The organism is Ancylobacter gelatini (assembly GCF_022601675.1).
GTDB classification, from domain to species: domain Bacteria; phylum Pseudomonadota; class Alphaproteobacteria; order Rhizobiales; family Xanthobacteraceae; genus Ancylobacter; species Ancylobacter gelatini.
Genome location: NZ_JAKVIL010000001.1, coordinates 542781 through 569612, shown reverse-complemented (window position 1 = coordinate 569612; position 26832 = coordinate 542781). Strand labels below are relative to the sequence as shown.

Genomic DNA, 26832 nt, shown 5'->3' with positions numbered 1-26832 from the left:
CGTGGCGCTCACAGCCCGCTGAACCAGTTGAAGCCCTGCTTCTCCCAGAACCCCTCCTGATAGGTGTTCGTCACCTCGATCGCCCGGATCCATTTGGGGTTCTTGAAGCCTAGTTTGACCGCGGTGCGCAGGCGCAGCGGCGCGCCGAACGGATCGGTGATCGGCTCGCCGGCATATTTGGTGGCGAGAATGGTCTGCGGGTGCAGCGCGGAGGCCATGTCGATGCTCTCCATATAGTCGTCCTGCCCATGGAAGGCGACGTACTTGGCCGTCAGGTCCGCGCCGATCTGCGTGAGGAATTGCCGGAGGTTTGGGCCCGACCACTGCCCGATATAGTCCCAGCCCTCGACGCAGATGTGCTTGATGATCACTTCCTGCTCGGGAAGAGCATTGATCTGATCAAGGCCCCACGGGCGCTTGTCGGCGATGAGGCCGCTCAGTTCCAGCCTCCAGCTGGCGATATCGACCGGCTTGACGTTCTCGATCTCGTAATAGGCGTTGAAGCGGGGCGGCTTGACCACCTGGTCGAGCGAATAGGTCGGCGCCAGCTTGTTCGGATCGAAAATCCTGGCCTGGACCCAGTCATTGAAGGAGGAGACCGAGCGCAGCGCGCTCTGCACCTGGCTCTGCTCGGCGATGTCGCAGCCGGTGAGCATGGACAGCGCGCCGAGGCTGACGGCCCCGCGCAGCAGCTTGCGCCGGTCGATATCCTCGATCAGGGCACGATTTTCCGTCAGCAGGCTCTGATCCGGGCCGCGGCGCGGGCGGAACAGCGAGCTCGGGCGTCGAAGGATGGACATGGCTCGATCTCTCACATGTTCGAGGCGTGGGCCGATGGCGCGCGGGAGGCCGGGTCGTCGTCGACACGCGGCCCGCCGGTGATCATGGCGAGCAGTGTCTTCGGCACGAGCAATGCGAGGGCGATATGCACGACCATGAACAGGCAGATCGCCGTCATGCCGAAGAAGTGCGCGAGCCGCGCGCCCTGAAAATCGTAAAACAGCGCGGTCAGGAATGAGAACTGAACGGGTTTCCAGATCGCCAGACCGGAAATCACCTGCAGGATGATCACCAGTATCACCCCGACATAGAGCGTCTTCTGAACCGCGTTGTAATGCGTGAGGTCGGCATGCTGCAGGCGGAAGCTCAGCGCGGCCAGTGCCTCGCGGATCACCTCGCGCGGCGAGATCGGCAGAAGCAGGCGGCGGAAACGGCCGGTCACAATGCCGTAGATCAGATAGGCGAGGCCGTTCAGCCCCAGAACCCACATGCCGAAGAAGTGCCATTGCAGGCCATGCTGCGCCCACGGGCCGAGCGTGACCGCATCGGGAAAGTGGAGAAACCCGAAGATGACTTCGTCATTATAGATCTTCCAGCCGCTCATGATCATGATGATCATCGCTACAGCGTTCGTCCAATGCATGATCCTGACGACGACGGGGTGCATTCTCTTCATGGCTGGCTCTATTTGCTGAAGTATTTATGAAGTTTATACGAAATATTCTTGATGATTAGAAAAATAAACATTAAATAACTCTCCGTTTCATTGAAGGAGATGGCCATTATGCGCCGTGAAATCGCTTATTCTCTGCTTGGGGTTCTCCTTCTGGGCGGCGCGCCCGGCGCCGGCCTTGCCCAGGAGACCACGCCGATGCGCGCGGAAGGCGGGGCGCATACCCAAGCTGGACCGGAACAGGACGGGCTGACGCCGCAGCAGCGGATGGAACGCCGCTTCCCGCAGAACGTCCGGGTCGGCGACCTGATCGGCCTGCCCCTGCAGGACTATGATGACCGCGTTCTGGGATATGTGAAGGAGGTCGTGCGCACCCCCGACGGCCAGATTGTGCTGGTGATGCCGTTCGGCGGATGGTTCGGCTATGGCGGGCGCCCGGTCGGCGTGCCGATCGAGACCGTGGCCATCCTCGCGCGGCACCTGAACGTGCTGGACCTGCCGCGGGAGGCGTTTCCCGAGCTGCCGACCTGGAAGGATGGCGAGGGAATGCCGATCCCTGCCGACGACATCATCCGCATCGCCATTTCCCGCCGCTGAACGGCGCCGGCCGTTCGGCCGGGCATAGGTGCCGGAGGACCGCACGGCCGTCATAGGGTGCGGCCCTCCAGCATGGTCATGAGCGTGCGCACCTGCCCGATCGCGGCGAAGCGTCCGCGCTCGACCGCGAGCACCCGTCCGGCCATCAGCGCCCGATGCTCGCAGCAGGCGCGCACCGCTTCGTTCGCAATCGTTTCGAACTCGGGGATGTGGGCGAGGCCGAGAATGCGGCGGTGTATCTCGATGCCGGCGAAGCCGACCGCGTCGCGCCAGATTTCGGCGATCATCGTGTTGAGCGCGAGTTCGCTCCCGATCGGGTCGGCCTGTTCCTCGAACAGTTCCCGGCCCCCGAGAATGCCGGCGCGCTCGCACCGCCACAGCCGCGTGAACTCCTCGACAAAGACGCTCCAGACCGCCTCCGCCGTATCGAGAATCCAGTCGCGATAGGCGCGCCTCTCCTCGCGGTCCGGCTGAAGGCCGGGCAGGGCGAAGGCCGCCATCCAGAGATTGGCGAGCAGCGAGCCGATGTCGAAGCCGATCGGCCCGTAAGTGGCAAATTCGGCGTCGATGACGCGGGTGTCATCCGCGCACGCCATGATCGACCCGGTATGCAGATCGCCGTGGAGCAGCGTCTGGGCGCTGCAGCAGAAGCGTGCCTTCAATTCGAGCGCGGCGAGCTTGAGGTCGCGGTCGGCGCGGATGGCCGCAACGGCGCGATCCAGCGCCGGGCCGTGGCTGTTTCGCGCGCAGTCATGGAATGGATCAGTGAAAAACAGGTCCTCGGTGATGCCGCACAGTTCGACATTGCCGGCAAACAAGGCGAGGTCCGCCTTCCGTCGCGCCGTCTCCATTGCCCAGTCGGACCCGCGGAACAGCGTGCGTGCGAGATAGCGTCCAATCTGCCCGGCCAGCAGCGGGTAGCGCTCCCCCGCCATCAAGCCCTTGCGCAGGATGATATGGGGCTGCAGGTGCTCCATGATCTGGATCGCCTGATGGCGATCGAAATAGTAAAGCTCCGGCAGCCGGCCCGGATCGCGGCTGCCCAGGCGCAACAGGGCCTCATGCTCGAAAAAGGCGCGGTCGAGCGACATCGGCCAGCTTTCGCCGACCACCCGCGCATAGGGCAGCGCCTGCTTGACGATGATCGAGCCGGCCGCACCCTCGACGATGAAGACGAGGTTCAGATTGCCGTCGCCGACCTCGCGGACGCGCCACTGCGCTGCCGGGCCGATGCGCCCGGTCATTTCCGGCAGACCTCCCAGCCGGTCGGCCAGTGTCCGCGCCTGCAGCGGCTCGTAAGGCGAATGAGTAAGCATCCCGGTCTCCGCGTCGCGTGTGCGAAGGCCGACAGGGTTTTTGCGGCACCTCGCATAGCCGGTACGGCGGCGTGGCGGCACGCATTACATCTGTCACGGAATCGTGAACGAAGCGGGAGCGGCGCCGGCAACCTGCCTGCCGCGACACGAATGCGTGAGGCCGTAACAAGCGGCGGCGCCATCGCGAACACAGGTTGAACGCCCTTGCGCCGGGGCGTCCATGTGAAACCGGAGCGATTGGATGCGCCTTTCCTTATATCTCCTGATGGCAGGACCTCTGCTCGCCCTTTCGGGGCCGGCCTCCGCCAAGGAGTTCGTCACGCCCGATCGGCAGCCGATCGTGGTCGAGCTGTTCACCAGCCAGGGCTGTTCCTCCTGCCCGCCGGCGAATGCCAATCTTATCAAGCTGGCGGAGCGTCCCGACGTCCTCGCTTTGTCCTTCAGCGTCACCTATTGGGACTATCTCGGCTGGAAGGATGTGTTCGGCCACCCGGCCTATACGCAGCGGCAGGCGGTCTATGAGCCCAAGCTCGGCGAGGCCGGCCCATTCACGCCGCAGATGGTCGTCGACGGCCGCGCGTCCGCCATCGGCTTCGATCTCCGGGAGATGCAGGCGCTCATCGCCAACAGCGCGCCCAAGACCGGGCCCGCGATCGCTCTCTCTCCCGAGCGCGTCGACATCGGCAAAGGGCGCGCGGGCAGCGGCGGCTCGGATGTCTGGCTGGTATGGTTCGATCCGGCGACCGTGCAGGTTCCGGTGCGCCGCGGCGAGAATACCGGGCGCACGCTGCCCCACAGCCATGTCGTACATCACTTGGCCCGCCTCGGCGGTTGGAATGGCGAGGCGGTCGCCTTCACAACCCCCGCCGCGCCCGAGGGACTGAAAACCGCGATACTGGTCCAGGAGCCCGGCGGCGGGCCGATCCTTGCGGCGGCGACCGACTGAGGGCGAGAGGGCCGTCTGGAAATAGAGAGGTCGGCGATGGCCCGCCCGCCCATCGTCGCAGTGGGTGGCGTCGATGCCGGGGAAGGCTCCCCCCGACATTCGCGCTCATGCCCGCCGCGTTGCCGTCCGATGACCCAGTTGCCATCACACTGGCTTTGATCGATGTCCATCCGCCAGCTAACGATTGGCAGGAACGTGGGCCCCCTACCCGCTCCGGCTCAGTTCCACACGATCGCGGCCGGAGTTCTTTGCGCGGTACAGAGCGAGGTCCGCGGCCCGGATGAGCAGGTCCGGCACCATGTCGTCCGTCGGGCAGGCGGCGGCCCCTCCAATGCTCACCGTCACCGTGCCTTCGCCATGCGGGATGGCAAGGTCGCGTACGCTCTGCACCAGACGTTGCGCCACCGTGCTGGCTCCGACGATCGTGGTGCCCAGCAGCACGACCACGAACTCCTCGCCGCCGAACCGGACCGCCAGATCGCCGGGGCGGCTTGCGCCGCCCTGCAGCGTTCCGCCGATCTTGCGCAGCACGTCGTCGCCAGCGAGATGGCCATAGGTGTCGTTATAAAGCTTGAAGCGGTCGACATCGATCATCAGAAGGGCGACCGAGCCGCCAGAACGCTGCGCGCGCCTCCATTCCGCCTGCATGTATTCGTCGAAATAACGACGGTTGCCGAGTCCGGTCAGCCCGTCCACCCGGGTCAGTCTCTCCAGCTCCAGATTGGCCTGCATCAGCAGGCGCTGGCTCTCCCGCAAGGCGGCATAGGCGGCGTCCCGCTCGACATGGTCGATATAGGCGCGGCTGTGATAGCGCAGGCGGGCGATCAGCTCGACCCGGTCCGGCAGCTTTACCAGATAGTCGTTGGCACCGGCCTTGAACGCCGCGCTCTTGGTCACGGCCTCGTCCCTCGCCGACAACACGATGACGGGGACGGCTGCAATAGATGGGCGTTCGCGATAGCGGGCGACGAGATCAAGCCCGTCCACTCCCGGCATAACCAGATCCTGAAGGATCACGGTAGGCCTGAAGCCCTCGGCGATGGTGATCGCTTCCAGCGGGTTGGTGCAGTAGTGGAACTCGATGTCGGTCTCGTCAAAAAGAGCACGCCGCACCGCCTCGCAGATCAGCACCTGATCGTCGACCAACAGCACCCTGGCCTGAAACTTGTCGGAAGCCCCCGTCACGTCGAGCGGCGTCGCTCCGGCTTCATTGCTCATTCTTTCGATTCCTTAATCGGAGCGTCCGAAGACACCCAGCAGACGTCCTGCGATATGCTCAAGCGGCAGAACTTCGACGGCCGCGTCCAGGGCAGCGGCGGCTTTTGGCATGCCATAAACGGCACTGGAACCCTTATCTTGCGCAAGCGTGAGATGGCCGGCATCCCGCAGGGCTTTGAGCCCCTGCGCGCCGTCCCGCCCCATGCCGGACAGAAGGACAGCGATCAGTTCACCGTGCCAGTGCCGTTCGAGGCTTTGATAAAACAGATCAACGGAAGGCCGGTACGGAAGGCTGCGCGGCTCGGGAGTGTAAGCGAACGTGCCGTCTTCCAGCAGAACAAGATGATCGGCGCTCGACGCGACGTGAACCATCCCGCGCTCGGGTCGGCCGCCGGTGACCGCCGCCGTCACGCGGATCGGCGTGTGCTGACCAAGCCACTGGCACAGACCCGGCACGAACTTTTCGTCGATATGCTGGACCAGCACGAGCGCCGCGGTGAAATCCGCCGGCAGACCACTCAGCACCTTGGCGACCGCTGCCGGCCCGCCGGCGGAGGCGCCGATCGCGACCAGCCGGCGAGCCGCACCGCCCGCCTCTTCCGGCGCCGGCGGCGACGACGGTCGGGACCGCTGTCCCCGGCCTTCGCCGAGCAGCGTGCCGATGATCGCTATCTTGGTGAGCAGCCTCGATGCCTGTGTCGAAAGATCCGCGCCGATGCCGACATTGGGCAGGTCGACGGCGTCGATCGCGCCATGCCCCATGGCATCATAGACACCGGTCACATTGGCATCGACGCTCGCTATCACCAGCAAAATGGCACACGGCGTTTCCGCCATGATCCGGCGCGTCGCCTCCACGCCGTCCATGTTCGGCATGTTGATGTCCATCAGGACAAGATCAGGTAGCTGATAGCGGCAATTGTCGACCGCTTCCTGACCATCCGCGGCGACCCACACCACCCGGTGCTCGGGCACGGACGCGACCACTCGGCGCAGCAGTTCGGCCGCGATCGGCATGTCGTTGGCGATACCGATCCTCACCGGATCATCTCCTGTGAACCGTGTCCGATGACCGTCATTCGACTGCTGGTCCTATCAGGTCGCTGACCGCGTGAAGCAGTGTCTCGTCGTGGAAGCTGCCCTTGGTCAGATAATAATCCGCACCGGCATCCAGACCGCGCAGACGGTCCTCCTCGCGGTCCTTGTAGGAGACGATCATGACCGGAAGAGTGCCCAGGCGCGGGTCGCGCTTGATCAAGGTCACCAGTTCGATGCCGTCCATGCGCGGCATATCCACATCGGTAACGACCAGATCGTAGGTGCCGCCGCGGGCGGCGTTCCAGCCGTCCATGCCGTCCACGGCAACCTCGACCTCGTAGCCATTGGCGTCCAGCAGCTTGCGCTGAAGCTCGCGGACGGTAAGCGAATCGTCGACGATCAGCACCCGCTTGCGGCGCATCGCGGCGTTGGCGGACAGGGTCCGGCGCAAGCCGCGCAGGTTGTTGGTGCCGGCGAGCTTGTCCGCCGAGCGCACCAGATCGTCCACGTCGACGATCAGCACCGGCGTGCCGTCTTCCATCAGCGCAGCGGCACTAATGTCCTGGATCTTTCCCAGCCGAGGGTCGAGCGGGCGAACCACGAGTTCGCGCTCGCCGAGAAACCGGTCGACGACCAAGCCGTATTCGACGCCACCTGCCCCGATCACCACGACGGAAAGTTCTACGCCTTCCAATGGCGCTTCGCCGCGCGCGAGCAGTTCGTGCGCCGTCACCAGTCCGATGCGCCGGCCCTGCATCTCGAAATGCGGCCGCCCCTCCAACTGCTCGATGGCGTCCCGCGAAAGCCGAAGCGTCCGCGTAATGCCGACCAGCGGCAGGGCATAGGGTTCGGCGTCGATTTCGACCAGCAGCGTGCGGATGACCGACAGCGTGAGCGGCAGTTCCATGAGGAAGCTGGTTCCTTCGCCGAGCTGTGTAGTGATGCTGACCTGCCCCCGCACCTGCTTTGCGGCGACCTGCACCGCATCGAGCCCGACGCCGCGTCCCGAAATGTCGCTCACGATCGGCTTCATGGAAAAGCCGGGCAGAAACAGGAACTCCAGCAGTTCCGCATTGGAGAGCCGCATGACGGCCTCCTCCGTGATCAGGCGACGGTTCAGTACCGCCGCGCGCAGACGATCGAGATCGATGCCGCCGCCATCGTCCGCGACGATAATCTGGAGCATGCCGGCATTGTGGCGAGCTTCCAGCCGGATCGTGCCTTCAGCCGGCTTGCCGGCAGTCAATCGCTGCTCGGGGGGCTCGAGCCCATGGTCGATTGCGTTGCGCAGCAGATGGCCGAGCGGTGCGTCGAGCTGGTCGAGTATGTCGCGATCGATGCCGGTCGAGCCGCCGATGATCTGCAGACGCGCCGGCTTGCCGAGCGTGCGGCTGAGGTCGCGCACGGTCCGCGAATAATGCTGAACACCATCACCGAACGGGCGCATGCGGCTTTCCAGCGTCTCGGTGTAGAGCCGATTGGCCAGGTCGGTGCTGCGCCGGTCTATGGCATCGATTTCGGCGAGCCGGTCACCGAGAAAGACCCGTGTCTGCTCCAGCGCACCGCGCACCGCGTCAAGCGACTGCACGACATGGCCGTTCCTCTCGTCTGCCGGGAAGGTCGAGCGTATCCCATCCAGCATCCTGGCGATCGCACCATGTTGGCGTCGAAGGCGCTGGAGGCCGTCGGCGAACGGACGGAGACGGCGCGCCTCGATCAGGGATTCGCCGGCAAGTCCGAGCAGACGGGTCATGCTCTGTGCGGAAATATGCAGCATGCGATCGTTCGCGACGCCGCTCCCAGCCGGTGCGATTCCGGGCCGCGGAGTTTCCTCGTTGGCCTGAGGCCCGTCCGACAAGGCTGGCGGCAGGGGGGCGGCTTCGGCCTCCATCTCCCCACCCGCGACCGGCTCGTCCGTGCCGCGCATTGCAGCCTCAAGCGTCTCCGCGAAACGCTCGATGTCGGTGTTGCCGGCGGTCGGCGCGTCGGCGGCGAGTGCCCCGAGAAGATCGACACCCCTGAGCAGCATGTCGATATGCGTGTGCCGCAGCCGAAGCTGGCCGTGCTGGGCGGCGACGAGGCATTCTTCCATCACATGCGCGACGCGTACGGCCGGCATCAGATCGACGATGCGCGCCGCCCCCTTCAGCGAATGCGCCGCGCGCATCGCGGCTTCCAGCTGTTCGGCGGCAACCGGATCGCGTTCGAGCACGAGGAGACTGGCTATCAGGGCCCGCGACTGCGACGCCAGCTCGGCACGGAACAGCTGGAGCAGGGATAAGCCGCTGAGATCCTCGCCGCTCATGCGATGGCCCGATCGATGGCAGCCAGCAGATGCGCGGCGTCCAGGCCGCCCACGGCATGGCCGCGCCACGCCAGCACCGAGCTTGTGAACGCCGATGTCGAGCGCGCGATCGTCGCTGGAACCGCCCCGACCTCGCTGGCGGCAAAAAGGTGCAGTCCATGCACCTCGTCGACCGGAAGGGCCACCCGCCCATTCGCGCCGACGATCACGACGAGACGGGCGACGGACCCGCCACGCGCATCTCGCGCCTGCTCACTCCCCGCTATGCCGAGCAAGGCGGCAAGAGACAGGCTGACCAGCAACTCGCCCCGGACATTCACGATGCCGAGTACATAAGCCGAGCGGCGGTGCGGAAGGGAGTGACAGATGCGCGGATCGGTGACCTCGTCCACCAGCGCGGCTGGCAGCGCCAGCCACTCATCGGCAATGCGAAACACCAGACGGTTTCGCGCGGCTCGCTCTGCATCGGCCTCGTCGACATAGGTGGCGCGAGTTCCAGTCTCGGCATAGTGGCGAGCCCACTCCTCGCGATAGCCGGACGGTAACGGGCGGGAGAGCAGTCGCTCGGCGGCTGCTTCCTGCACACTGGCCCGCCCTGTGGCATCCGTCATTGCCGTACGCTCCGCTCGGTGAGCCGGTTAAGTCGTTCCGTCAGCCGCCGGGCGCCGGCGACATCGCCCTGTCGCCGCAACAGGAGCGCGAGCTGTGCGAGCGCGTCCGGGTGATCGGGTAGAAGATACAACGCCTTGCGATAATGCTTGGCGGCCTCGGCGAGGTTGTTCTCGGCATCGCAAATCAGCCCGAGCAGATAAAAGGCATCGCCCGATGGCCCGTGAATCTCAACATGGCCCTGCGCTGCCGCCCGAGCCTCGGCCAGCCGACCGGCATCCGCCGCACGGCGGATCGCGGACAGGCCGTCTCCGGCCGCCGCCGTGGGTCGCTCGTCCGTCGCGGCGTTTGTCGCAGCCGGCAGGGCTCTCGGCGGGGAAAAGGGACGCCGGCTCGGCGTCGGTCGTGCCCCGGTTTCCGCAGTGCGCGGCGCGGCGCGGGCGGCGATGGACACGGCGGTTGGCTGTGGACGGCTGGAATCCGCAGGCGCCGTCACGCGCCCGCCCTTCACGAATGCGAAGGCCATAGGAGTGCGAAGCGATGAGAAGCCGTGCAACCCCATCAGCCCGGCCTCGGCCGGGCCAACGAGCAGCAATCCATCGGTGGCCAGCATCTGTTTCAGCCGAACCAGCGCGCGATGTTGCAGGTCGCGATCGAAATAGATCAGCAGGTTCCGGCAGAAAATCATGTCGTAGATCGTCTCGCTCGGCGGGACGGCGGGATCCAGAAGATTGCCGAGCCGGAAGCGCACCGCGTCGCGGATCGCGGCATGGGGCCGGAAACCGGCCTCCAGTTTCTCAAAATGCCGCGCGCGAAAGTCGATATCGGCGCCGCGGAACGAGTTTCGGCCATAAACGGCGTGCGCGGCACCGGCGAGGTTGCGGGTGGAGATATCGATCGCGTCGATCTGAAACTGGCCGGCTTCGAAGCCGGCGTCGAACAGTGCCATCGCCATGGAATACGGCTCCTCGCCGGTGGAACATGGCAGGCTGAGCAGACGTAGCGGTTGGCTGACCGACAAACGAGCGCGGGCATGCGCCGTCATGACGTCAAAGGCCTTGGGATCGCGAAAGAACCAGGTTTCCGGCACGATGACCGCGTTGACGAGCTCCTGAAGCTCCTGTTCAGTCGTGGTTAGATGACGCCAATAGGCCGCCGCATCAGTGGCGCCACAGGCCGCCATGCGCTGCTTGACGGCGTACTGCACGGTCGAGGCGCCGACCGTTTCGCGGTCGAGACCGATTGCGTCCTTCAACAGCTTTTCAACGTTGTCGAGGCTCATACCGGCGCTCCTGCGTGCCGGAACAGGATTTCGCGTATCTCGTCGGTCAGCAGCGCCTGCGCCTTCACCCACTGGATAAGGCCCTGCTCGTCGGCCGCGACGGGGCCGAGAAAGGCTGGGGTGCCTGCTTCAAGGCCGGTAGCGACAAAGTCGGCCGGCTCGCGCTTGATGGCTTCGATCGCGCGCTCCGCGCACAGGGCCAGCCGCACGGGCTCGCCCTCTGGCATGGGATAGCGCACCAGGATGATGCGCGTGCTCATTACCGGCGTCGACGGCGTTCCCGTGGCCATCTGGCTGAGATCGACCAGCGGCACCGGGTCACCGTGATAGTTGATGACGCCCACCACCCCATAAGGCGCACCCGGCACCTCCTTGGCCGCCATCAGCGGCAGGACCTGCTCGATCTGGTCGACGTCGAGCACATAGCGGTCAGCGCCGATACGGAACATCAGGAACAGCATCACCGCTCTCCCGGTGTCATGCTCGGAGCTTGAACCGTGAGATCGAGTTGCGCAATCCGCTCGACACCTGATTCAGTTCGTCCATCGCGACGCTCGACTGGTGCAGGGATTCAACTGTCTGCTGTGCCGCCTCGCTGAGCTGGCCGAGAGCGTCACTGATCTGCTCGGCACCGGTCGCCTGAGCCTGCATGCCCTCGTTCACCACATCGAAGCGCGGCACCAGCCCCTGCACCTGATGGATGATCTGCGACAGCTGGCCGCCGACATCCTGAACGTCGAGAATGCCGCGGCGCACTTCCTCGGAAAACTTGTCCATCCCCATGACGCCTGCGGCGACGGCCGACTGAATATCCTTGACCATCTGCTCGATGTCGTAGGTCGAGGCAGCCGTCTGATCGGCGAGGCGGCGGATCTCGGTCGCCACCACGGCGAAGCCGCGACCATATTGCCCGGCCTTCTCGGCTTCGATGGCGGCGTTCAGCGAGAGCAGATTGGTCTGGTCGGCCACTTTGGTGATGGTGGTGACCATCTGGTTGATGTCGCCGGCTTTCTCGCTCAATACCGACAGCTTGGTATTGATCGCGCCAGCCGCCTCCATGACACGGCGCATGGTGTCCTCCATACGCGAAAGTCCGCTTTGTCCGCCGCCGGCAAGTGTCGCCGTCTGCTCGGCGACGCCCGACACCTCCGCCATGGTGCGCACGAGTTCATTGGAGGTCGCGGAAATCTCCTTGGCGGTTGCGCCGATCTCCGTGGTGGTGGCCGCAATCTCGCTCGCGGTCGCCTGCTGCTCCTTGGAGGTCGCCGCGACCTCGGTGATCGAGGTGTTGACCTGAATACTGGAGCGCTGAACCTGACCGATCAGGGTGGCGAGATCATCCGCCATGCTGTTGAACCCGTCAGCGAGCACGCCGAACTCGTCGCGACCCTCAAGGTTGAGGCGCTCGCTGAAATCGCCGCCGCGCAGGACGCCAACGAAGCGCTGAAGCTTGCCGAGCGGAATGGCAACCGCGCGGAACAGCAGATAACCGCAGAGGATGGACAGGGCGAGCGCCACGACGAACCCGATCGTCAGCGCCAGCTCGGCCTGCCGCACCGTGGATACGATCGTTGCGACCGATTGCGAGGCTTCCGCCTGCTCGTGCTCGAGCGCGGCCGCGAGCTGCGCCTGGAGCTGGTCGAACTGGGGGCCGAGTTCCGTCCGCACCGCGGCGACAATCTGACTCGGATCACGCTGGAGAATAGCATCCTCGGCCGGGATCAGCCGCTCCGAAAGCTGCCGGATGCCGGCAAACGTCCGCTCCTCAACTTCGGTCTCGATGGTGGCCTCATAGGCGGCCATCAACTCTGCGATAATCCTGCGGTTGTCCTCGATACGCCGAAGCACCTGATCGCGGCCGGCCTGATCCGCCTGAAGCACGTAACTGTCGAGCAGCCTGTGCGCCTCGACCCACGCGGTTGCCAAGCGCAGGCTGGACGAGAGGGCCGGCACGGTCTGCGTCTCGACCCGCACACCCTCTCGCTCGGTGACTAGGAAGCCATAGAGGTTGATGGCGGCAATCGCCGAAAGCACCGCGAGTATCGCCAGGAAACTCGCAAGAATACGCGTACGGATTGTGATGCCACTCATATGCACTCTCGCCACTAAAAGGCACCCGGCGCCCTGCCGAAAATTCTAGACATCAATCGTTGAGGAAGCCTAACCGGGCATCTGGATGCCGCCATCGTGAGCGTCGGATATAGCCCGCAGAATGCGCGCCCAACGGCCGGCCTTGAGCCAGCGGCTGAAGCGGTTGACGCACGCCAAAGCGAGCCATCTCAACCTTCAGGGCTGAGGGCGAACACCGGCCCCAGGGGGAATCCCGTTTTTGGGTATGTGACCTAGCGCGCCGTCCAGCCCCCATCGACGCGCAGGCTGTCGCCGGTGATGAAGCGCGCCCCCGGCGACACGAGGAACAGGATGCCCTCCGCGATATCCTCTGGCGTCGGCAGATCGTTCAGCGGTACCATGTCGTAGACGAAGCGCCTGAACTCCTCATCCTCGAACATGCCGTGGGTCATCGGCGTCATCACGAAAGTCGGCGCGATCGAGACGACCCGGATGCCGCGCGGGGCGAGTTCAACGGCCATCGCCTTGGTCAGGCCCTCCACCGCATGCTTGGTCATGCAGTAGACGGTGCGCTTGGGCGACCCGACATGGCCCATCTGCGAGGACATGTTGACGATGACGCCGCCCTTGCCCATGGCCCGCACGGCTGCCCGCGCCACCCGGTAGACCGAGCGGATATTGAGATCGATCATCCAGTCGAGCGCCTCATCGTCGACATCGGCCATCAGCTTGGGACGATTGCCGCCCGCATTGTTCACGAGAATGTCGAGACCGGGCATCGCCTCGATCCGCGTGAGAAAAGCCTCGTCGCGCACATCCGTGGCCCACGGTTCAATGCGACCGTGGCCTTGCTGCGCGAGTTCGTCGAGATCGGCCTGCGTGCGGGCAACCGCGATTACCTTTGCCCCCGCCTCGGCCAAGGCGAGCGCCGTCGCCCGTCCGATGCCACGGCCGGCGCCGGTGACCAGCGCCGTCTTGCCCTCGAGACGCATGGTTCAGCGCTCCTCGATATCCGCCACGAGACCGGCGGCCTCGATGCCGGCGACCGCGCAGAATTCGTCGACATCGGAGGTGTCGCCGCTGATGCCAACCGCGCCGATGATCGGCCCGTCCGCTCCGTCGCGGACCAGCACGCCGCCCGGCACCGGCACCATACGGCCATCGGTCGCCGCGGCGAGCGCGGCGAAGAAGCCGGGCATCTTCGCGGCGCGTACCGACAGGCCCCGCGAGGAAATGCCCATGCCCAGAGCGCCCCAGGCCTTGCCAAAGGCGATGTCGAACCGCGCGATCCCGCTGCCGTCCTCACGGCGCACCAGCGTCACATGGCCGCCGGCATCGAGAACCACCACGGTGAGGGGCTTGGCGTCGCGCCGCCGGCCGTCCTCCAGGGCGGCACGGCCGATCACATCGGCCTGAGCCAGAGTAAGATCCCCCATGTCACTCTCCCTTGTCGCGCGGCTCGGTCATGCCCTTGAGCACCGCGAACAGCGAGGCGGTGTCCTGCTTGCCGCGGCCTTCCGCCAGCGCCGCGTAATAGAATGGCAGGCTCGCCGCCATGAGCGGGGTGGGCGTGCGCATCTCGCGGGCGAAGTCCATGATGAGCTGCAAGTCCTTGATGTAGATGTCCATCTTCATCGTGGCCGGCTCGTAGCGGTTCTCGATCATCATCGGCGCGCGCACGTCGAACATGCGCGAGCCGCCGGCACCCGGACGGATCGCGTCATAGACAAGGTTGAGATCGAGCCCCGAGCGCTCGGCGAGCAACAGCGCCTCAGCCGTCGAAAGGTTGTGTATGGTGACCAGCAGGTTCGCGATGTATTTCAGCTTCATTCCGGTTCCGAAGCTGCCGCAATAGCGGACGTCTCGGGCGAAGGCGCCGAAGGACGCTTCAACCTTCCGGAATGCGGCCTCGTCGCCGCTGGCATAGATGGAGAGGTCGCGCCGTGCCGCCTGTGCGCCGGTGCCGCTCACCGGGCAATCGAGCACATCGGCGCCCTTCGCTTCCAGCGCGACGCGGCACGCCTCTTTCGCCTCGATCGGCAGGGTGCCCATCTCGCAGGCCACCGCTCCCGGACGAAGGGTGTCGGCGATCTCGGCCGTCACCTTCTCCAGTGCCTTCACAGAGGGTAGCGCGAGCAGGAGAATATCGGCCCCCGCCGCCACCTCCCCGGCCGAGCCGACCGGCTGGCCGCCCTGCTGCGCAAGCGTTGCCATCGCCTCTTCCGCGATATCGGTGCCGATTACCCTAAAGCCGTGCGCCAGCAGATTACTGGCATAGGCCGAACCCATAATGCCGAGACCGATGATGCCAACGGTCCCCTTGGTCTCGCTCGTCACGCGTCTCACTCCGCCGCTTGTCGGGAAATGTTGAGAAAATTGGCTACCGCCGTGTTGAAACCGTCAACGTCTTCCATGTTCGCGACATGTGCGACGGCCGGCAGGATTTCGAACTGTCCGCCCGGCGTTGCGGCCGCCATGTTGCGCATCGCGTCGGCCGGCGCGGCGCCATCCTCGGCGCCGACGATGTAGAGCGTCGGCGGCTGCATACGCTGGAGGTGGCGCAGATAATCCAGCCCCCTCAGGGCGTTGGCGCAGCCGATATAGCCGACGGGCGACGTCGACAGCAGCATGCGTGCCGCGCGATCGACGACCTCCGGCCGCTGCTTGCGCGTCGCGGCGGTAAACCAGCGCTCCATGGTGCCGGAGAGGATCGCCGCCATGCCGCCGGCTTCCACCGCCGCGATGCGCTGCTCCCAGCCGGCCACAAAAGGCGGCGGCGCATCGGCACGCGCATCCGCGCAGATCAGCCGGCCGACGCGCTCGGGATGGCCAAGGGCGAGGCCCAGAGCCGTCATACCCCCCATCGACAGACCGAGAATATCCGCCTGCCTGATGGCGAAATGGTCCATGACCGCGAGGAGATCGCCAACGAGAATGTCGAAGCTGTAAGGCCCGGCCGGCGCAGAACTCTTCCCATGGCCGCGCGTATCGTAGCGCAGCACTCGGTAGCTGCGGGTCAGGAACGGGATCTGGTCGTCCCACATGGTGAGATCGGCGGCGAGCGAGTTCGACAGCACAATCCAGGGCAGATGCTCCGCCCCATCAATGCGCACGGCGATCTCGGCGTCGCCGGAAGTGACGAATTCGGTCGTCATGGGCGGCTCCTCTCCAATTGTTATTTCCGGGGCGTTTGCCGCCTCCGGTCCGGGTGAACGCTAACGACCTCCCCCTTGGGGTGCGAAACCATGAGTTCTGATCCCGCCGATCATCAATGCTGATCGGCGACGACTTTGGCTTCGACCCACTGTGAGCGATTGACAAAACCGTCACGCCACCCTGATATTTATCGAACGATAAACAAATCGCACGAGCTTGAAAAGCCCGGACGTGATTAGTCCCGCCGAGAAAACCAATCCGCGTGCCCTGAACTGCCACCCGGCCAACGCCAGTTCTTGCGGCCGGCGATCGAAAAACCAGAAAAGTGAGGAAACCCATGGACATCAATGTCGGCCTCGCCGCCATAGAAGAGGCCTCCCGCAAGCTCTCCAACTGGGGGCGCTGGGGCAAGGACGATCACAGCGGCACGCTCAATCACATCCAGCCGGAGGACATCGTCGCCGCTGCCGGGCTTATCAAAACCGGCCGGGTATTCTCGCTCGGCATCCCGCTCGACCGCGAAGGGCCGCAGAACGGTCTGTTCGGCGGGCGTTTCAATCCGATCCACCAGATGCTCGCCACCGGCACCGATGCCGTCACCGGCCAGCAGGATTGGAACAAGATCCGCTATGCCGACGACACGCTGAATCTGTGCGTGCAGGGGGCCACCCATTGGGATGCGCTCGGCCACATCTTCTATGAGGACAAGGCCTATAACGGCCACGATCCCCGTCACATCGATTCGCGCGGTCTCAACGTTCTCGGCATCGAACATTCCAAGTCGAAGATGAACGGGCGCGGCGTGCTGCTGGACATTGCCCGTTTCCGCGGCGTCGACTGGCTGAAGGACGGAGAATCCATCTCCAATGACGAACTCGACGCCTGCGCCAGGAAGCAGGGTGTCGAAATCCGCCGGGCCGATTTCGTGATCGTCCGCACCGGCCAGATGGAACGCTGCCTCGCCGAAGGCGAATGGGGCGGCTATGCCGGTGGCGACGCGCCGGGTGTGAAGTTCGAGAATTGCTACTGGTGCCACGAGAAGGAGGTCGCAGCGATCTGCTCCGACACCTGGGGTGTCGAGGTGCGGCCGAACGAGACCACCGAAGCCAACCAGCCCTGGCACTGGGTGGTGATCCCCGCCATGGGCCTGTGCATGGGCGAGATCTTCTACGTCAAGGAACTCGCCGAGGACTGCGCCAGGGATGGCATCTACGAGTTCTTCTTCTGTGGTCCGCCGCTGATCATCACCGGCGGCACCGGCTCGCCGATCAATCCGCAGGCGATCAAGTAGCGCCGCCGTATAGGCTGATATCGCAGGACGGCGCAGACCCGCGCCGTCCCCTCGCCGCTCGAATCACTGGAGCCGATCATGGCTGCCGCCCGCAAGGTCATCGTCACCTGCGCCTGCACCGGCGCGATTCACACGCCTTCCATGTCGCCGCATCTGCCGATCACGCCGGACGAGATCATCGCCGACGCCATCGGCGCCGCCGAAGCCGGTGCCGCGATCCTGCATCTGCACGCCCGCAACCCGGAGACCGGCAAGCCGGACCAGACGCCCAAGGCGTTCGGGCGTTTCCTGCCGCAGCTCAAGCAGCGCACCAATGCCGCCATCAACATCACCACCGGCGGCAGCCCCTATATGAAGGTGGAAGAGCGTGTGCTGCCGGCGGCGCATTTCAAGCCGGAGGTCGCCTCGCTCAATATGGGGTCGATCAATTTCGGCCTGTACCACCTGCTCGACCGCTACAAGGACTTCAAGTTCGAGTGGGAGCGTCAGCATCTCGAAGCGACGCGGGATCTGGTATTCCGTAATTCCTTCAAAGACATCGAGTACATACTCGAGACCTGTTACGGCAATGGCACGCGCTTCGAGTTCGAGTGCTACGACATCGCCCATCTCTACAATCTCAAGCACTTCCTCGATCGCGGCCTCGTCAAGCCGCCGCTCTTCGTGCAGTCGGTGTTCGGCATTCTCGGTGGCATCGGCACGCACCCCGAAGACATCATCCACATGAAGCGCACGGCCGACCGGCTGTTCGGCGACCAGTATCGCTGGTCGGTGCTCGGCGCGGGGGCCTCGCAGCTTCGAGTCGCCGCCATGGCCGCCTCGATGGGGGCCAATGTCCGCGTAGGACTGGAGGATTCGCTGTGGCTCGGGCCGGGCGAACTCGCGCCATCCAGCGCTGCGCAGGTGCGCAAGGCGCGGCAGATCCTCGAAGGCATGGGGCTTGAACTCGCCACGCCCGATGAGGCCCGCGACATGCTCGCGCTCAAGGGCGCGGACCAGGTGGATTTCTAGGCCGTGCTGAACACCGCGATCATCGGGCTCGGCCGCTGGGGGCAGTCTCTCGTCACTTCGGCGCAGGGCAAGAGCGACCTCATCCGCTTCACATGTGCCGCCACCGGCACCCGCGCCAAGGCGGAGGACTTCGCGTCCTCCGCCGGCATCGAACTCAAGGACAGTTTTGAGGCCGTGCTCGCCGAGCCCTCGGTCGAGGCGGTGGTGCTGGCGACCCCGCATCTCCAGCACGCCGAGCAGATCGCGCTGGCGGCGGCAGCCGGCAAGCACATCTTCGTCGAAAAGCCCTTCACCATGACGAAGGCGAGCGCCCGGGAAGCCGTCGCCGCGACGGAGCGCGCCGGCGTGACGCTGGCGCTCGGCCATAACCGGCGCTTCCATCCCAACATGCACCGGCTGCGTGCTCTCGTGCGGTCGGGCGAACTCGGCACGGTACTGCATTGCCATGGCGAGATGGCCTCGCCGACCGGCCTGTTCATGCGGGCCGGCGGGTGGCGCACCGATCCCGATCAGTCGCCTGCCGGCGGGATGACCGGGCTCGGCATCCACCTCGTGGATGGCATGATCGACCTGTTCGGCGAGGTAGAGGCCGTTGCCTGCCAGAGCGTTCACCGCGCCGCACCCTCGGGCGCCGAGGACACCACCTCGGTGTTGCTGCGCTTCAGGAGCGGGCAGACCGGCTCGCTGCTCGCCTTCACCGCCACGGCGCCGACCTATCGCTTCATGGTCGCCGGCTCGGCCGCCACCGTGACCATCACCGGCGCGACGCTGGACCGTTTCAGCCTGCAGCCGGTACTGACCACACCCGGCGCGCCCGCGGCGCCGGCGACGCACGACACGGTCGAAGGCTTCGATACGTTGCGGGCGGAACTCGACGCCTTTGCCCAGGCTGCCCAGGGCGGTACGCCCTATCCCATAACACCCGCTGAGATGATCCACGGCGTCGCGGTGCTGGAAGCCATCGTCGCCGTCGTCGGGAAGGATCGCTTCGTCACCGTCTCCTGAGGAGAACTGCCATGCCTTTATCCGCCACGTCTCGGACCATCATCGTCACGGGCGCCTCCAAGGGTATCGGCGCGGCCATCGCCGGTGCCGCGGGTGCCGCGGGCTACCGGGTCGCCCTCACCTACAAGGGCGACGCGGCCGGCGCCGAAGCGGTCGCCGAGGCTGTCTCGACGGCCGGCGGCGACGCGTTCATCGTCAAGGCGGATGTCGCCGATGAGGCCGATGTCCTCGCGCTGTTCCGCAAGGTGGATACCCACTTCGGCCCGCCCGACATACTGGTCAACAATGCCGGCGGTGTCGGTCCGCTCGGCCGGGTCGAGGCGATCACCGCCCGCGCGCTCACCGACATCATGGCCGTGAACGTCGTCGGCAGCTTCCTGTGCTGCCGGGAAGCGGTGAAACGCATGTCGACGCGTCACGGCGGACGGGGCGGCGTCATCATCAACATGTCCTCCCGCGCCGCCGAACTCGGCGGTGCCGGCGAGTGGGTGCATTACGCGGCCAGCAAGGGCGCGGTGGACAGCCTCACCATCGGTCTTGCGCGCGAGGTTGCGGCGGAAGGCATTCGCGTCAACGCCGTCGCTCCGGGCCTCATCGCCACCAATCTGCACGCCGCCGCCGGCGCGCCGGAACGGCTGGAGCGGCTCGGCCCGATGATCCCGATGCAGCGGCCCGGTACAGCAACGGAAGTTGCCGATGTTGTGATGTGGCTGGCCTCGCCCGCCAGCGGCTATGTCACGGGCGCGATTATTCCCGTCGGCGGCGGGCGTTAGCCGGCATCGCGATCCGCACTTTAGGACTTGCGAGCGATGCCGAGATCATCTTGCATCGTTGACATGATCGAAAATCCAAGAGATTATCAATCGATAAATAAGCAGGAGCTGCCGCGCAAAGTACCAGCGGCGGGTGACGCCAAGCCGACCGGGACGCCCAACTTCTCCCGCGCGGAGTCCGTGGGACGCCCCGATCTTCTCTGCCCAGAACAACAAGCGACCCGGCCAAAGCCCGGGCGCATCGGGAGAAAACGATCATGGCAACACGACGCGGCGCCTTGGCGCTCGCGGCCGCGATGGCGGCCCTCATCATCGCCCCCGGCGGTCTGACCCCGGCAAAGGCCGACCCGGTCAAGATCCGCATCGGCTGGTCCACCATGCCGGGCCATCTCATCCCGGTGCTCTACAGCAAGCCGGAAATCCTCAAATACTACGGCAAGAGCTACACGGTAGAGCCGATTCGGTTCCGCGGGTCCTCGCCGCAGATCACCGCCATGGCGGCGAACGAGATCGACATGGCCGCCTTCGGCCCCCTGGTGCTCGCGCTCGCCGCGACCAATGCCCGGCTGGACGTGAAGGTGGTGGCCGACATCATTCAGGACGGCGTCGGCGACAGCCACAGCGAGACCTTCATGGTCCGTGCCGATTCCGGGATCAACACCATCGCCGACATGAAGGGCAAGCGGGTCGGCACCAACGCCATCGGCTCGGCTTCCGACACCGGCATCCGCGCCATGTTCCGCAAGAACAACATGCAGGACAAGCGCGACTACACGATGGTCGAGGTCGCCTTCCCCAACATCCCGGCGATGCTGGATGAGAAGAAGATCGACCTCGGCACCGTGCTGCAGCCGATGTCGAAGCAGATGATCGCCACCGGGAATTACAAGGTGCTGTTCACCTCCAAGGATGCGATGGGGCCGTCCCAGCTCGTCTTCCTGGTCGCCAATGGCAAGTTCCTCGCGGATAACCGCCAGGCGCTGATGGACTTCTTCGAGGACCATGTCCGCGCCGTGCGCTGGTTCACCGACCCGAAGAACCACGACGAGGCGGTGAAGATCATCGCCAACTTCATGCAGCAGTCGCCGGAATCGCTGAGCTACCTGTTCACCAAGGAAGACTATTTCCGCGATCCCTTCATGGTGCCGAACATTAACGCCATCCAGGAAAGCATTGATATCGCGGTTGATCTCGGCCTCGCCCAGCGCGGCATCAAGGTCGATCCCGACTATGTCGACCTGAGCTTCGTCAAGGAGGCACAGAAGCGGATCGAGGCCAGCCAATGAGCATGACCCACGCATCGGCCGCCCCGCGACAGGGCGCACACCTCGCCAGCGGCATCTCGATCAGCAATGTATCGCACAGCTATGGCGCGCAGGGCGGCGGCGGGATGCTGGCTCTGGACGGCATCAATCTCGAGATTGGCGATGGCGAGTTCCATTGCCTGCTCGGCCCCTCGGGCTGCGGCAAGAGCACGCTGCTCTATCTCGTCGGCGGCTTCATCCCGGTGCAGTCCGGGGTGATCTCCACCGCCGCCGGCCCGGTGACGGCGCCGGGGCCGGACCGCAGCATCGTGTTCCAGAACTTCGCGCTGTTCCCGTGGAAGACCGTGAAGGACAATGTGCTCTACGGCCTGAAGAAAGCCGGCTACCCCAGCGCCGAGCGCGAGGAGCGCGCCCAGCGCTACATCGACATGGTGCATCTCACCGGGTTCGAGAACTCCTATCCCTCGCAGCTCTCCGGCGGCATGCAGCAACGCGCCGCCATCGCCCGCACGCTGGCGGTCGATCCGGGCATCCTGTTGATGGACGAGCCATTCGGCGCGCTCGACGCGCAGACAAGGCGCGTCATGCAGGAAGAGCTGCGCGCAATCTGGCGCGACAGCCGCAAGACCGTGGTGTTCGTGACCCATGACGTGCAGGAGGCGGTGTTCCTCGCCGACCGCATCTCGATCATGAGCGCGCGGCCCGGCCGCATCCAGCACATCATCGACGTCAACCTGCCCAAGGACCGCGGCGAGGAGATCCTCGAGAACCGCGAATTCATCGGGCTCAGCGAGCACATCTGGCGTCTGGTGCGCGAGCAGGCGGTGGCGGCGACGCGGGGGGTGCATTGATGAGCGACACTCTCGCCGGTCGCCGGCGCCCGCCCGGTTTTGGCTACACCCTCATCGAGCTGGCATTCCGCTTCTCGCCGCTGCTGCTGCTGGCCTTCTTCTGGGAGTTCCTGGGCCTTAGCGGCATCGTCTCGCAGCAGATGTTGCCCGGGCTCGGAGAGGTGTTTTCCGCCTTCGTCCAGATGCTGGTCAATGGCGACCTGCTCTACAACACCGCCCGCTCGGTCAGCCGCGCGGCGGGGGGACTGGCCGCTGCGGTGATTGTCGGCGTGGTCGTCGGGCTGATGATGGCGCAGTTCCGTATCGCCCGGCTGCTGGTCAATCCGATCGTGCAGATCTTCTACCCCATGCCGAAATCCGCTCTGATCCCCGTGGTCATGATCTGGCTTGGCCTGGGGGATTCGTCAAAAATCCTGCTGATCTTTCTCGGTTGCCTGCTCCCCGTCGTGGTCGGCACCTATAATGGCGCCCGTGGCGTCAATCCGTTTCTGCTGTGGTCGGCGGCAAGCCTCGGCGCCTCGCGCTTCGACGTGCTGCGCGAAGTGGTACTGCGCGGCGCGATGCCGGACATTATCAACGGCTGCCGCACCGCGCTTGCCTTCTCCTTCATCCTGATGGTGAGTTCGGAATTCGTCATCGCCACCGATGGCGTCGGCTTCATGATTTCCTCGCTCGGCGATGGCGGACAGTATCCGGCCATGTTCGCCGCCATCTTTTTCGTCGCCGGCATCGGGTTCGGGGCGGACCGCCTCTACGCGATGTTCGCTCGGCGCTCGCTGCGCTGGAGGGAGGCATGATGAACATGGCTCAGGCCCGCCACATCGCTCCGAACATGCCCACCAGGAAGGTTCCGGCGCCTCGTGCGGCCCGCGCGATCTCGCCGAAGACGGTCGATACCCTCGTTCAGATCGCGGTGGTCGCCCTGCTCGCCGGCATCTGGGAGTTCAGCGCACGCTTTGGCGCGCTCAACCCCTTCCTGCTGCCGCCGCTCAGCGTGGTGCTGGGGCGGATCTGGGAAGATTTGCTCGCGGGCACGGTGCTGGTCGATCTCGGCCTCACGCTCTATCGCGCCTTGCTCGGCTTCGTCATCGGCGCGGTGATCGGCATTCCCGCCGGCATTCTGATGGCGCGCTCGGCGGTGATGCGCTGGTTCCTCGACCCGCTGGTGTCCATCGGCTTCCCGATGCCGAAGATCGCCTTCCTCCCGATCTTCATCCTGTGGTTCGACATTTACGACACCTCGAAGATCATCATGGTGTCGTTCTCCTGCTTCTTCCCGATCGTCGCGGCGACCTATGCCGGCTGCTCCGGCCTCGACAAATGGCCGATCTGGTCGGCCCGCTCGCTGGGAGCCAAGGAGCGCGAGCTGCTGTGGGAAGTGTATCTGCCCATGGCCATGCCGCAGATCATCACCGGCCTTCAGGTCGCACTGCCGACCGGCATGATCACCACCATCGTCACGGAGATGCTGATGGGCGGGCGCGGCGTGGGTGGCTCGATGATCATGGCCGGGCGCTTCGCCGACTCGGTCGGTGTGTTCGCCGGCATCGTGCAGATCATCATCCTGGGCTTCGTGGTGGTGAAGAGTCTCGAGATCGTCCGCCGCCGCCTGCTGATCTGGCATCCCGAGAGCCGGCGGTGACACGCCGCCTCCCCGCCCTCGCCGGCTTGCCGCCGCTCGTCGCCTATGGCGCCGAGAAGGCACCGGCGACGGGCTCCCTCGACAGCCTCCCCTGGGTGCCCGTACATCCGGGGGAGTTGCTGCGTCTCAGCGATGAGGCGCTCGACCTGCCGGCGCCGGCAATCGGACAGGAGAACACGCCAACCGATATGAGGCTGGCCGAGCATCTGAAACGGCTGGCCGGCGGGTGGAACCGCAGCGCCGGCCTGTTCATCGACGGCTATTTCGCGCATCTCCGGTCGATCATCGCCAGCCATCGCGAGGAGATCGGGGAGCGGCTGGACGGGATGGCCGGGCTTTTCGTGCCGGAGGATGTGCTCTACTCCGCCCCCCTTCCGCTGCCGCGCGCAGTGCTGCCGCTGGAAGCGGGGGGCCATGTCCCGGTGGACATGTTCCTGTGGCTTGGCGAAACAGCCGTGGCCGTGCTTTTCGCACCCTCAGCCCTGCTCCCGGCGGCCGAACGCCGACGGCAGGAGCAACTGGCTGCGGCGGGGATAACGGTACGGATGATCACCGGTGCCGATCTTGCTCGACCCGGCATCTTCGCCGAACTGCTCGGCGAACGCGGCAACGGCTTCTGGCGCGACGAGCTGCTGCCCATCGCGCCGGGAGCGCCCCGGTTGCCGAGCTTCTAGACCGGCCTTAAAGGCTCGCGGCGCGGTACCAATCGGCGATCTCCTCGCCGGTCATCATCGCCACATGCGGCCGCGCCAGCACATAGTCCAGCAATTGTTCGAAATAGCCGATGCGGTGCGGCACGCCGGTCAGATAGGGATGCGTGCTGATCGCCATCACCTTGGCGTTCTGTGCGCCCTCCTCCCATAACCGGTCGAACTGCAGCGTGCAGCGGCGCAGGAAGGCGTCGGAAGGCTGATGCTGCACGGCATGCACGACAATGTCGTTGGTCTCCACCGAATAGGGCACCGACAGCATCGGCCCATGGCCGGTGGCGAGTTCCAACGGCAGGTCGTCGATCACCCAATTGGCGACATAGCCCACGCCGGCCTCCTTCAGGAGGTCGAGCGTCGCATCGTTCTCGGTGAGGCCGGGGCTTTCCCAGCCGGGCGGCGGGCGGCCGGTGAAATCACGGATCGCCTCCACCGTGTCGAAGATCGCTTTGCGCTGGTCCTCCACATGATGCATCGGCTGCTGCACGTAGCCGTGGCCCATGAACTCCCAGCCGGCATCGCGTGCCGCCCGCGTCACCCGCTCATAGGAATGGCAGACATGGCCGTTCACCGCGAAAGTGGCGCGCAGACCGCGGGATTCGATCGCCTTCAGCAGCCGCCAGAAGCCAACCCGCATCCCGTATTCATGCCAGGCCCAGTTGGGCAGATCGGGCATGAGCGGCTGGCCCATGGGCGGCGGCAGCACGGTGCGCGGCATGGCCCGGGCGATGGACCATTCCTCGACATTGACGATGATCCAGACCGCGACGCGGGCATCATCGGGCAAATGCAGGCGCGGGCGGTCGGGAAAGGCGAGATAAGGCGCACGTTCGCTGAGAAGGCTCATGCTGCGGCTCCGGGCATGTCAGGTCTGATGGGAGGGGCTCGGCGGGCCGGTGTCACCCGACCTTGCGGGCCGCCGCCGTCGCATACTCGACATTGCCGCCGCCATAACGGCGCACCCGGACATTGGCCTGCTCGGCATGGCCAAGGAAGCCTTCGAGCACGCAGAGCCGCGAGCAGTACTCGCCAACTTCCGCGCTCGCCGTGTCGCTGGTCACCTTCTGATAGGTGCAGGTCTTGAGGAATTTGCCGACCCAGAGCCCACCCGTGTAGCGCGCCGCCTTCTTGGTCGGCAGCGTGTGATTGGTGCCGATCACCTTGTCGCCATAGGCGACATTGGTGCGCGGGCCGAGGAACAGAGCGCCGTAATTGCGGATATTGTTCAGGAAGTAGTCCGGGTCTGCCGTCATCACCTGCACGTGCTCGGACGCGATGCGGTCGGCCTCGGCGACCATCTCGTCGACGCTGTCGCAGACAATCACCTCGCCGAAATCGCGCCAGGAAACCGAGGCGATCTCACTGGTCGGCAGGATTTTGAGCAGTCGCTCGATTTCCGCCATGGTCGCGCGCGCCAGCTTCTCGGAATTGGTGAGCAGCACCGCGGGCGACGTCGGCCCGTGTTCGGCCTGGCCCAGAAGGTCGGTCGCGCAGATCTCGGCATCCACCGTGTCGTCGGCGATCACCAGCGTCTCGGTCGGGCCGGCGAACAGGTCGATGCCGACGCGGCCATAGAGCTGCCGCTTGGCCTCCGCGACGAAGGCATTGCCCGGCCCCACCAGCATGTCGACCGGCAAGACCGTCTCGGTGCCCAGCGCCATGGCCGCCACGGCCTGAACGCCGCCGAGCACGAGAATCTCGTCGGCCCCCGCCAGATGCATCGCCGCCACGATGGCGGGATGCGGTCCGTTGTGAAACGGCGGGGCCGCTGCCACGACGCTCTTCACGCCCGCGACCTTTGCGGTGACCACGCTCATATGGGCGGAGGCGACCATGGGATATTTGCCGCCCGGCACATAGCAGCCGACACGCTCCACCGGCACATTGCGGTGGCCGAGGATCACGCCCGGCAGGGTTTCCACCTCAAGGTCGGTGATACAGGCGCGCTGCTTCTCGGCGAAGTTGCGCACCTGCGCCTGTGCGAAGCGGATGTCGTCGAGATCGGACTTCGAGACCTTGGACAGCGCCGCTTCGATATCCTGTTCGGACAGCTTGAAGCTCGCCGGCGACCATTTGTCGAAGCGCTCGGAATAGGAGCGGACGGCCGCGTCGCCGCCGTTCTCGATCTCCCTGAGGATGGTCTCGACCGTGGCGCGCACCTGCGCATCGGCGTCGGCCCGTTCCTCGATGGAGCGGGCGGTCTTCAAATGGCGGGGCATGTTTTCCTCCTGGCGCCTTGGCGGGGCCAAACGTTGACGCGAGCGGCGAGGCTCAGCGCGATCCGTCGATATCTGTTG

27 protein-coding genes are annotated in these 26832 nt (G+C 65.4%); 11 read left to right on the top strand and 16 right to left on the bottom strand.

Features of this window, described 5'->3' with window-relative positions; all coding sequences use genetic code 11:
• Positions 1 to 8 precede the first annotated feature (8 nt).
• Together MKI84_RS02915 and MKI84_RS02910 are read right to left on the bottom strand one after the other, a co-directional pair.
• On the bottom strand, positions 9 to 800 hold the full coding sequence (locus tag MKI84_RS02915; protein WP_241616440.1) for a molybdopterin-dependent oxidoreductase: 792 nt from the start codon (positions 798 to 800) through the stop codon (positions 9 to 11).
• A gap of 11 nt (positions 801 to 811) precedes the next feature.
• Positions 812 to 1456 (bottom strand): cytochrome b/b6 domain-containing protein, encoded by a 645-nt coding sequence (locus tag MKI84_RS02910; protein WP_241616439.1) that lies wholly within the window; start codon positions 1454 to 1456, stop codon positions 812 to 814.
• Positions 1457 to 1564: 108 nt separating this feature from the next.
• On the opposite strand from MKI84_RS02910, the gene MKI84_RS02905 reads away from it, so the two are divergent.
• Positions 1565 to 2050, top strand: coding sequence for a PRC-barrel domain-containing protein (locus MKI84_RS02905; RefSeq protein ID WP_241616438.1), 486 nt, complete (start codon positions 1565 to 1567; stop codon positions 2048 to 2050).
• Positions 2051 to 2100: 50 nt separating this feature from the next.
• On the opposite strand, the gene mtnK is transcribed toward MKI84_RS02905, so the two are convergent.
• Positions 2101 to 3366, bottom strand: coding sequence for an S-methyl-5-thioribose kinase (mtnK, locus tag MKI84_RS02900; protein ID WP_241616437.1), 1266 nt, complete (start codon positions 3364 to 3366; stop codon positions 2101 to 2103).
• Between the two features lie 241 nt (positions 3367 to 3607).
• Here mtnK and MKI84_RS02895 point away from each other — a divergent pair, with 241 nt between their 5' ends.
• Positions 3608 to 4312, top strand: a complete 705-nt coding sequence (locus tag MKI84_RS02895) for a DUF1223 domain-containing protein (RefSeq protein WP_241616436.1) — start codon at positions 3608 to 3610, stop codon at positions 4310 to 4312.
• Between the two features lie 204 nt (positions 4313 to 4516).
• On the opposite strand, the gene MKI84_RS02890 is transcribed toward MKI84_RS02895, so the two are convergent.
• From MKI84_RS02890 to MKI84_RS02835, 11 genes are all read right to left on the bottom strand, one after another.
• Positions 4517 to 5530: a diguanylate cyclase gene (locus MKI84_RS02890; RefSeq protein WP_241616435.1), complete on the bottom strand. Its 1014-nt coding sequence runs from the start codon at positions 5528 to 5530 to the stop codon at positions 4517 to 4519.
• A 12-nt stretch (positions 5531 to 5542) separates the two neighbouring features.
• Positions 5543 to 6571 carry a chemotaxis response regulator protein-glutamate methylesterase gene (gene cheB / locus MKI84_RS02885; protein ID WP_241616434.1) on the bottom strand — a complete coding sequence of 343 codons (1029 nt, stop codon included), beginning with the start codon at positions 6569 to 6571 and terminating at the stop codon, positions 5543 to 5545.
• Between the two features lie 34 nt (positions 6572 to 6605).
• Positions 6606 to 8873 carry a hybrid sensor histidine kinase/response regulator gene (locus MKI84_RS02880; RefSeq protein ID WP_241616433.1) on the bottom strand — a complete coding sequence of 756 codons (2268 nt, stop codon included), beginning with the start codon at positions 8871 to 8873 and terminating at the stop codon, positions 6606 to 6608.
• Positions 8870 to 9484 (bottom strand): chemotaxis protein CheW, encoded by a 615-nt coding sequence (locus MKI84_RS02875; protein WP_241616432.1) that lies wholly within the window; start codon positions 9482 to 9484, stop codon positions 8870 to 8872. Before MKI84_RS02875 ends, MKI84_RS02880 begins: the two co-directional genes overlap by 4 nt.
• Complete coding sequence (locus MKI84_RS02870) at positions 9481 to 10764, bottom strand: CheR family methyltransferase (RefSeq protein ID WP_241616431.1); 1284 nt, start codon at positions 10762 to 10764, stop codon at positions 9481 to 9483. Before MKI84_RS02870 ends, MKI84_RS02875 begins: the two co-directional genes overlap by 4 nt.
• A complete protein-coding gene (locus MKI84_RS02865) occupies positions 10761 to 11225 on the bottom strand; it encodes a chemotaxis protein CheW (RefSeq protein WP_241616430.1) in 465 nt (154 codons plus the stop codon). The genes MKI84_RS02870 and MKI84_RS02865 overlap by 4 nt, the downstream gene beginning before the upstream one ends.
• 16 nt (positions 11226 to 11241) lie before the next feature.
• Positions 11242 to 12855: a methyl-accepting chemotaxis protein gene (locus MKI84_RS02860; protein WP_241616429.1), complete on the bottom strand. Its 1614-nt coding sequence runs from the start codon at positions 12853 to 12855 to the stop codon at positions 11242 to 11244.
• 251 nt (positions 12856 to 13106) lie between these two features.
• The gene (locus MKI84_RS02850; RefSeq protein ID WP_241616428.1) at positions 13107 to 13826 is read right to left on the bottom strand and encodes an SDR family NAD(P)-dependent oxidoreductase; all 720 of its coding nucleotides are present in this window, start codon (positions 13824 to 13826) and stop codon (positions 13107 to 13109) included.
• Between the two features lie 3 nt (positions 13827 to 13829).
• Positions 13830 to 14270 (bottom strand): GlcG/HbpS family heme-binding protein, encoded by a 441-nt coding sequence (locus tag MKI84_RS02845; protein ID WP_241616427.1) that lies wholly within the window; start codon positions 14268 to 14270, stop codon positions 13830 to 13832.
• Between the two features lies 1 nt (position 14271).
• Complete coding sequence (locus MKI84_RS20745) at positions 14272 to 15171, bottom strand: NAD(P)-dependent oxidoreductase (protein ID WP_241616426.1); 900 nt, start codon at positions 15169 to 15171, stop codon at positions 14272 to 14274.
• A 5-nt stretch (positions 15172 to 15176) separates the two neighbouring features.
• Positions 15177 to 15989 carry an alpha/beta fold hydrolase gene (locus MKI84_RS02835; RefSeq protein WP_241616425.1) on the bottom strand — a complete coding sequence of 271 codons (813 nt, stop codon included), beginning with the start codon at positions 15987 to 15989 and terminating at the stop codon, positions 15177 to 15179.
• A 338-nt stretch (positions 15990 to 16327) separates the two neighbouring features.
• On the opposite strand from MKI84_RS02835, the gene MKI84_RS02830 reads away from it, so the two are divergent.
• From MKI84_RS02830 to MKI84_RS02790, 9 genes are all read left to right on the top strand, one after another.
• The gene (locus tag MKI84_RS02830) at positions 16328 to 17281 is read left to right on the top strand and encodes a cyclase family protein (RefSeq protein WP_241616424.1); all 954 of its coding nucleotides are present in this window, start codon (positions 16328 to 16330) and stop codon (positions 17279 to 17281) included.
• Positions 17282 to 17359: 78 nt separating this feature from the next.
• The gene (gene kce, locus MKI84_RS02825; RefSeq protein WP_241616423.1) at positions 17360 to 18292 is read left to right on the top strand and encodes a 3,5-dioxohexanoate:acetyl-CoA acetone transferase; all 933 of its coding nucleotides are present in this window, start codon (positions 17360 to 17362) and stop codon (positions 18290 to 18292) included.
• A 3-nt stretch (positions 18293 to 18295) separates the two neighbouring features.
• Entirely contained in the window at positions 18296 to 19297 is a 1002-nt protein-coding gene (locus MKI84_RS02820; protein WP_241616422.1) for a Gfo/Idh/MocA family protein, read from the top strand.
• A gap of 11 nt (positions 19298 to 19308) precedes the next feature.
• The gene (locus MKI84_RS02815) at positions 19309 to 20070 is read left to right on the top strand and encodes an SDR family oxidoreductase (protein ID WP_241616421.1); all 762 of its coding nucleotides are present in this window, start codon (positions 19309 to 19311) and stop codon (positions 20068 to 20070) included.
• 257 nt (positions 20071 to 20327) lie between these two features.
• A complete protein-coding gene (locus MKI84_RS02810) occupies positions 20328 to 21356 on the top strand; it encodes an ABC transporter substrate-binding protein (RefSeq protein WP_241616420.1) in 1029 nt (342 codons plus the stop codon).
• The gene (locus MKI84_RS02805) at positions 21353 to 22186 is read left to right on the top strand and encodes an ABC transporter ATP-binding protein (RefSeq protein WP_241616419.1); all 834 of its coding nucleotides are present in this window, start codon (positions 21353 to 21355) and stop codon (positions 22184 to 22186) included. Before MKI84_RS02810 ends, MKI84_RS02805 begins: the two co-directional genes overlap by 4 nt.
• Entirely contained in the window at positions 22186 to 22983 is a 798-nt protein-coding gene (locus MKI84_RS02800) for an ABC transporter permease (RefSeq protein WP_241616418.1), read from the top strand. The genes MKI84_RS02805 and MKI84_RS02800 overlap by 1 nt, the downstream gene beginning before the upstream one ends.
• Entirely contained in the window at positions 22980 to 23828 is an 849-nt protein-coding gene (locus MKI84_RS02795) for an ABC transporter permease (RefSeq protein ID WP_241616417.1), read from the top strand. Before MKI84_RS02800 ends, MKI84_RS02795 begins: the two co-directional genes overlap by 4 nt.
• Positions 23825 to 24502, top strand: coding sequence for a hypothetical protein (locus MKI84_RS02790; protein WP_241616416.1), 678 nt, complete (start codon positions 23825 to 23827; stop codon positions 24500 to 24502). The genes MKI84_RS02795 and MKI84_RS02790 overlap by 4 nt, the downstream gene beginning before the upstream one ends.
• 7 nt (positions 24503 to 24509) lie before the next feature.
• Here the strand turns inward: MKI84_RS02790 and MKI84_RS02785 are convergent, their stop codons facing one another.
• Both MKI84_RS02785 and hisD read right to left on the bottom strand, forming a co-directional pair.
• Entirely contained in the window at positions 24510 to 25382 is an 873-nt protein-coding gene (locus tag MKI84_RS02785; RefSeq protein WP_241616415.1) for a polysaccharide deacetylase family protein, read from the bottom strand.
• A gap of 52 nt (positions 25383 to 25434) precedes the next feature.
• Positions 25435 to 26754, bottom strand: coding sequence for a histidinol dehydrogenase (hisD, locus tag MKI84_RS02780; protein ID WP_241616414.1), 1320 nt, complete (start codon positions 26752 to 26754; stop codon positions 25435 to 25437).
• Between the last annotated feature and the right edge of the window lie 78 nt (positions 26755 to 26832).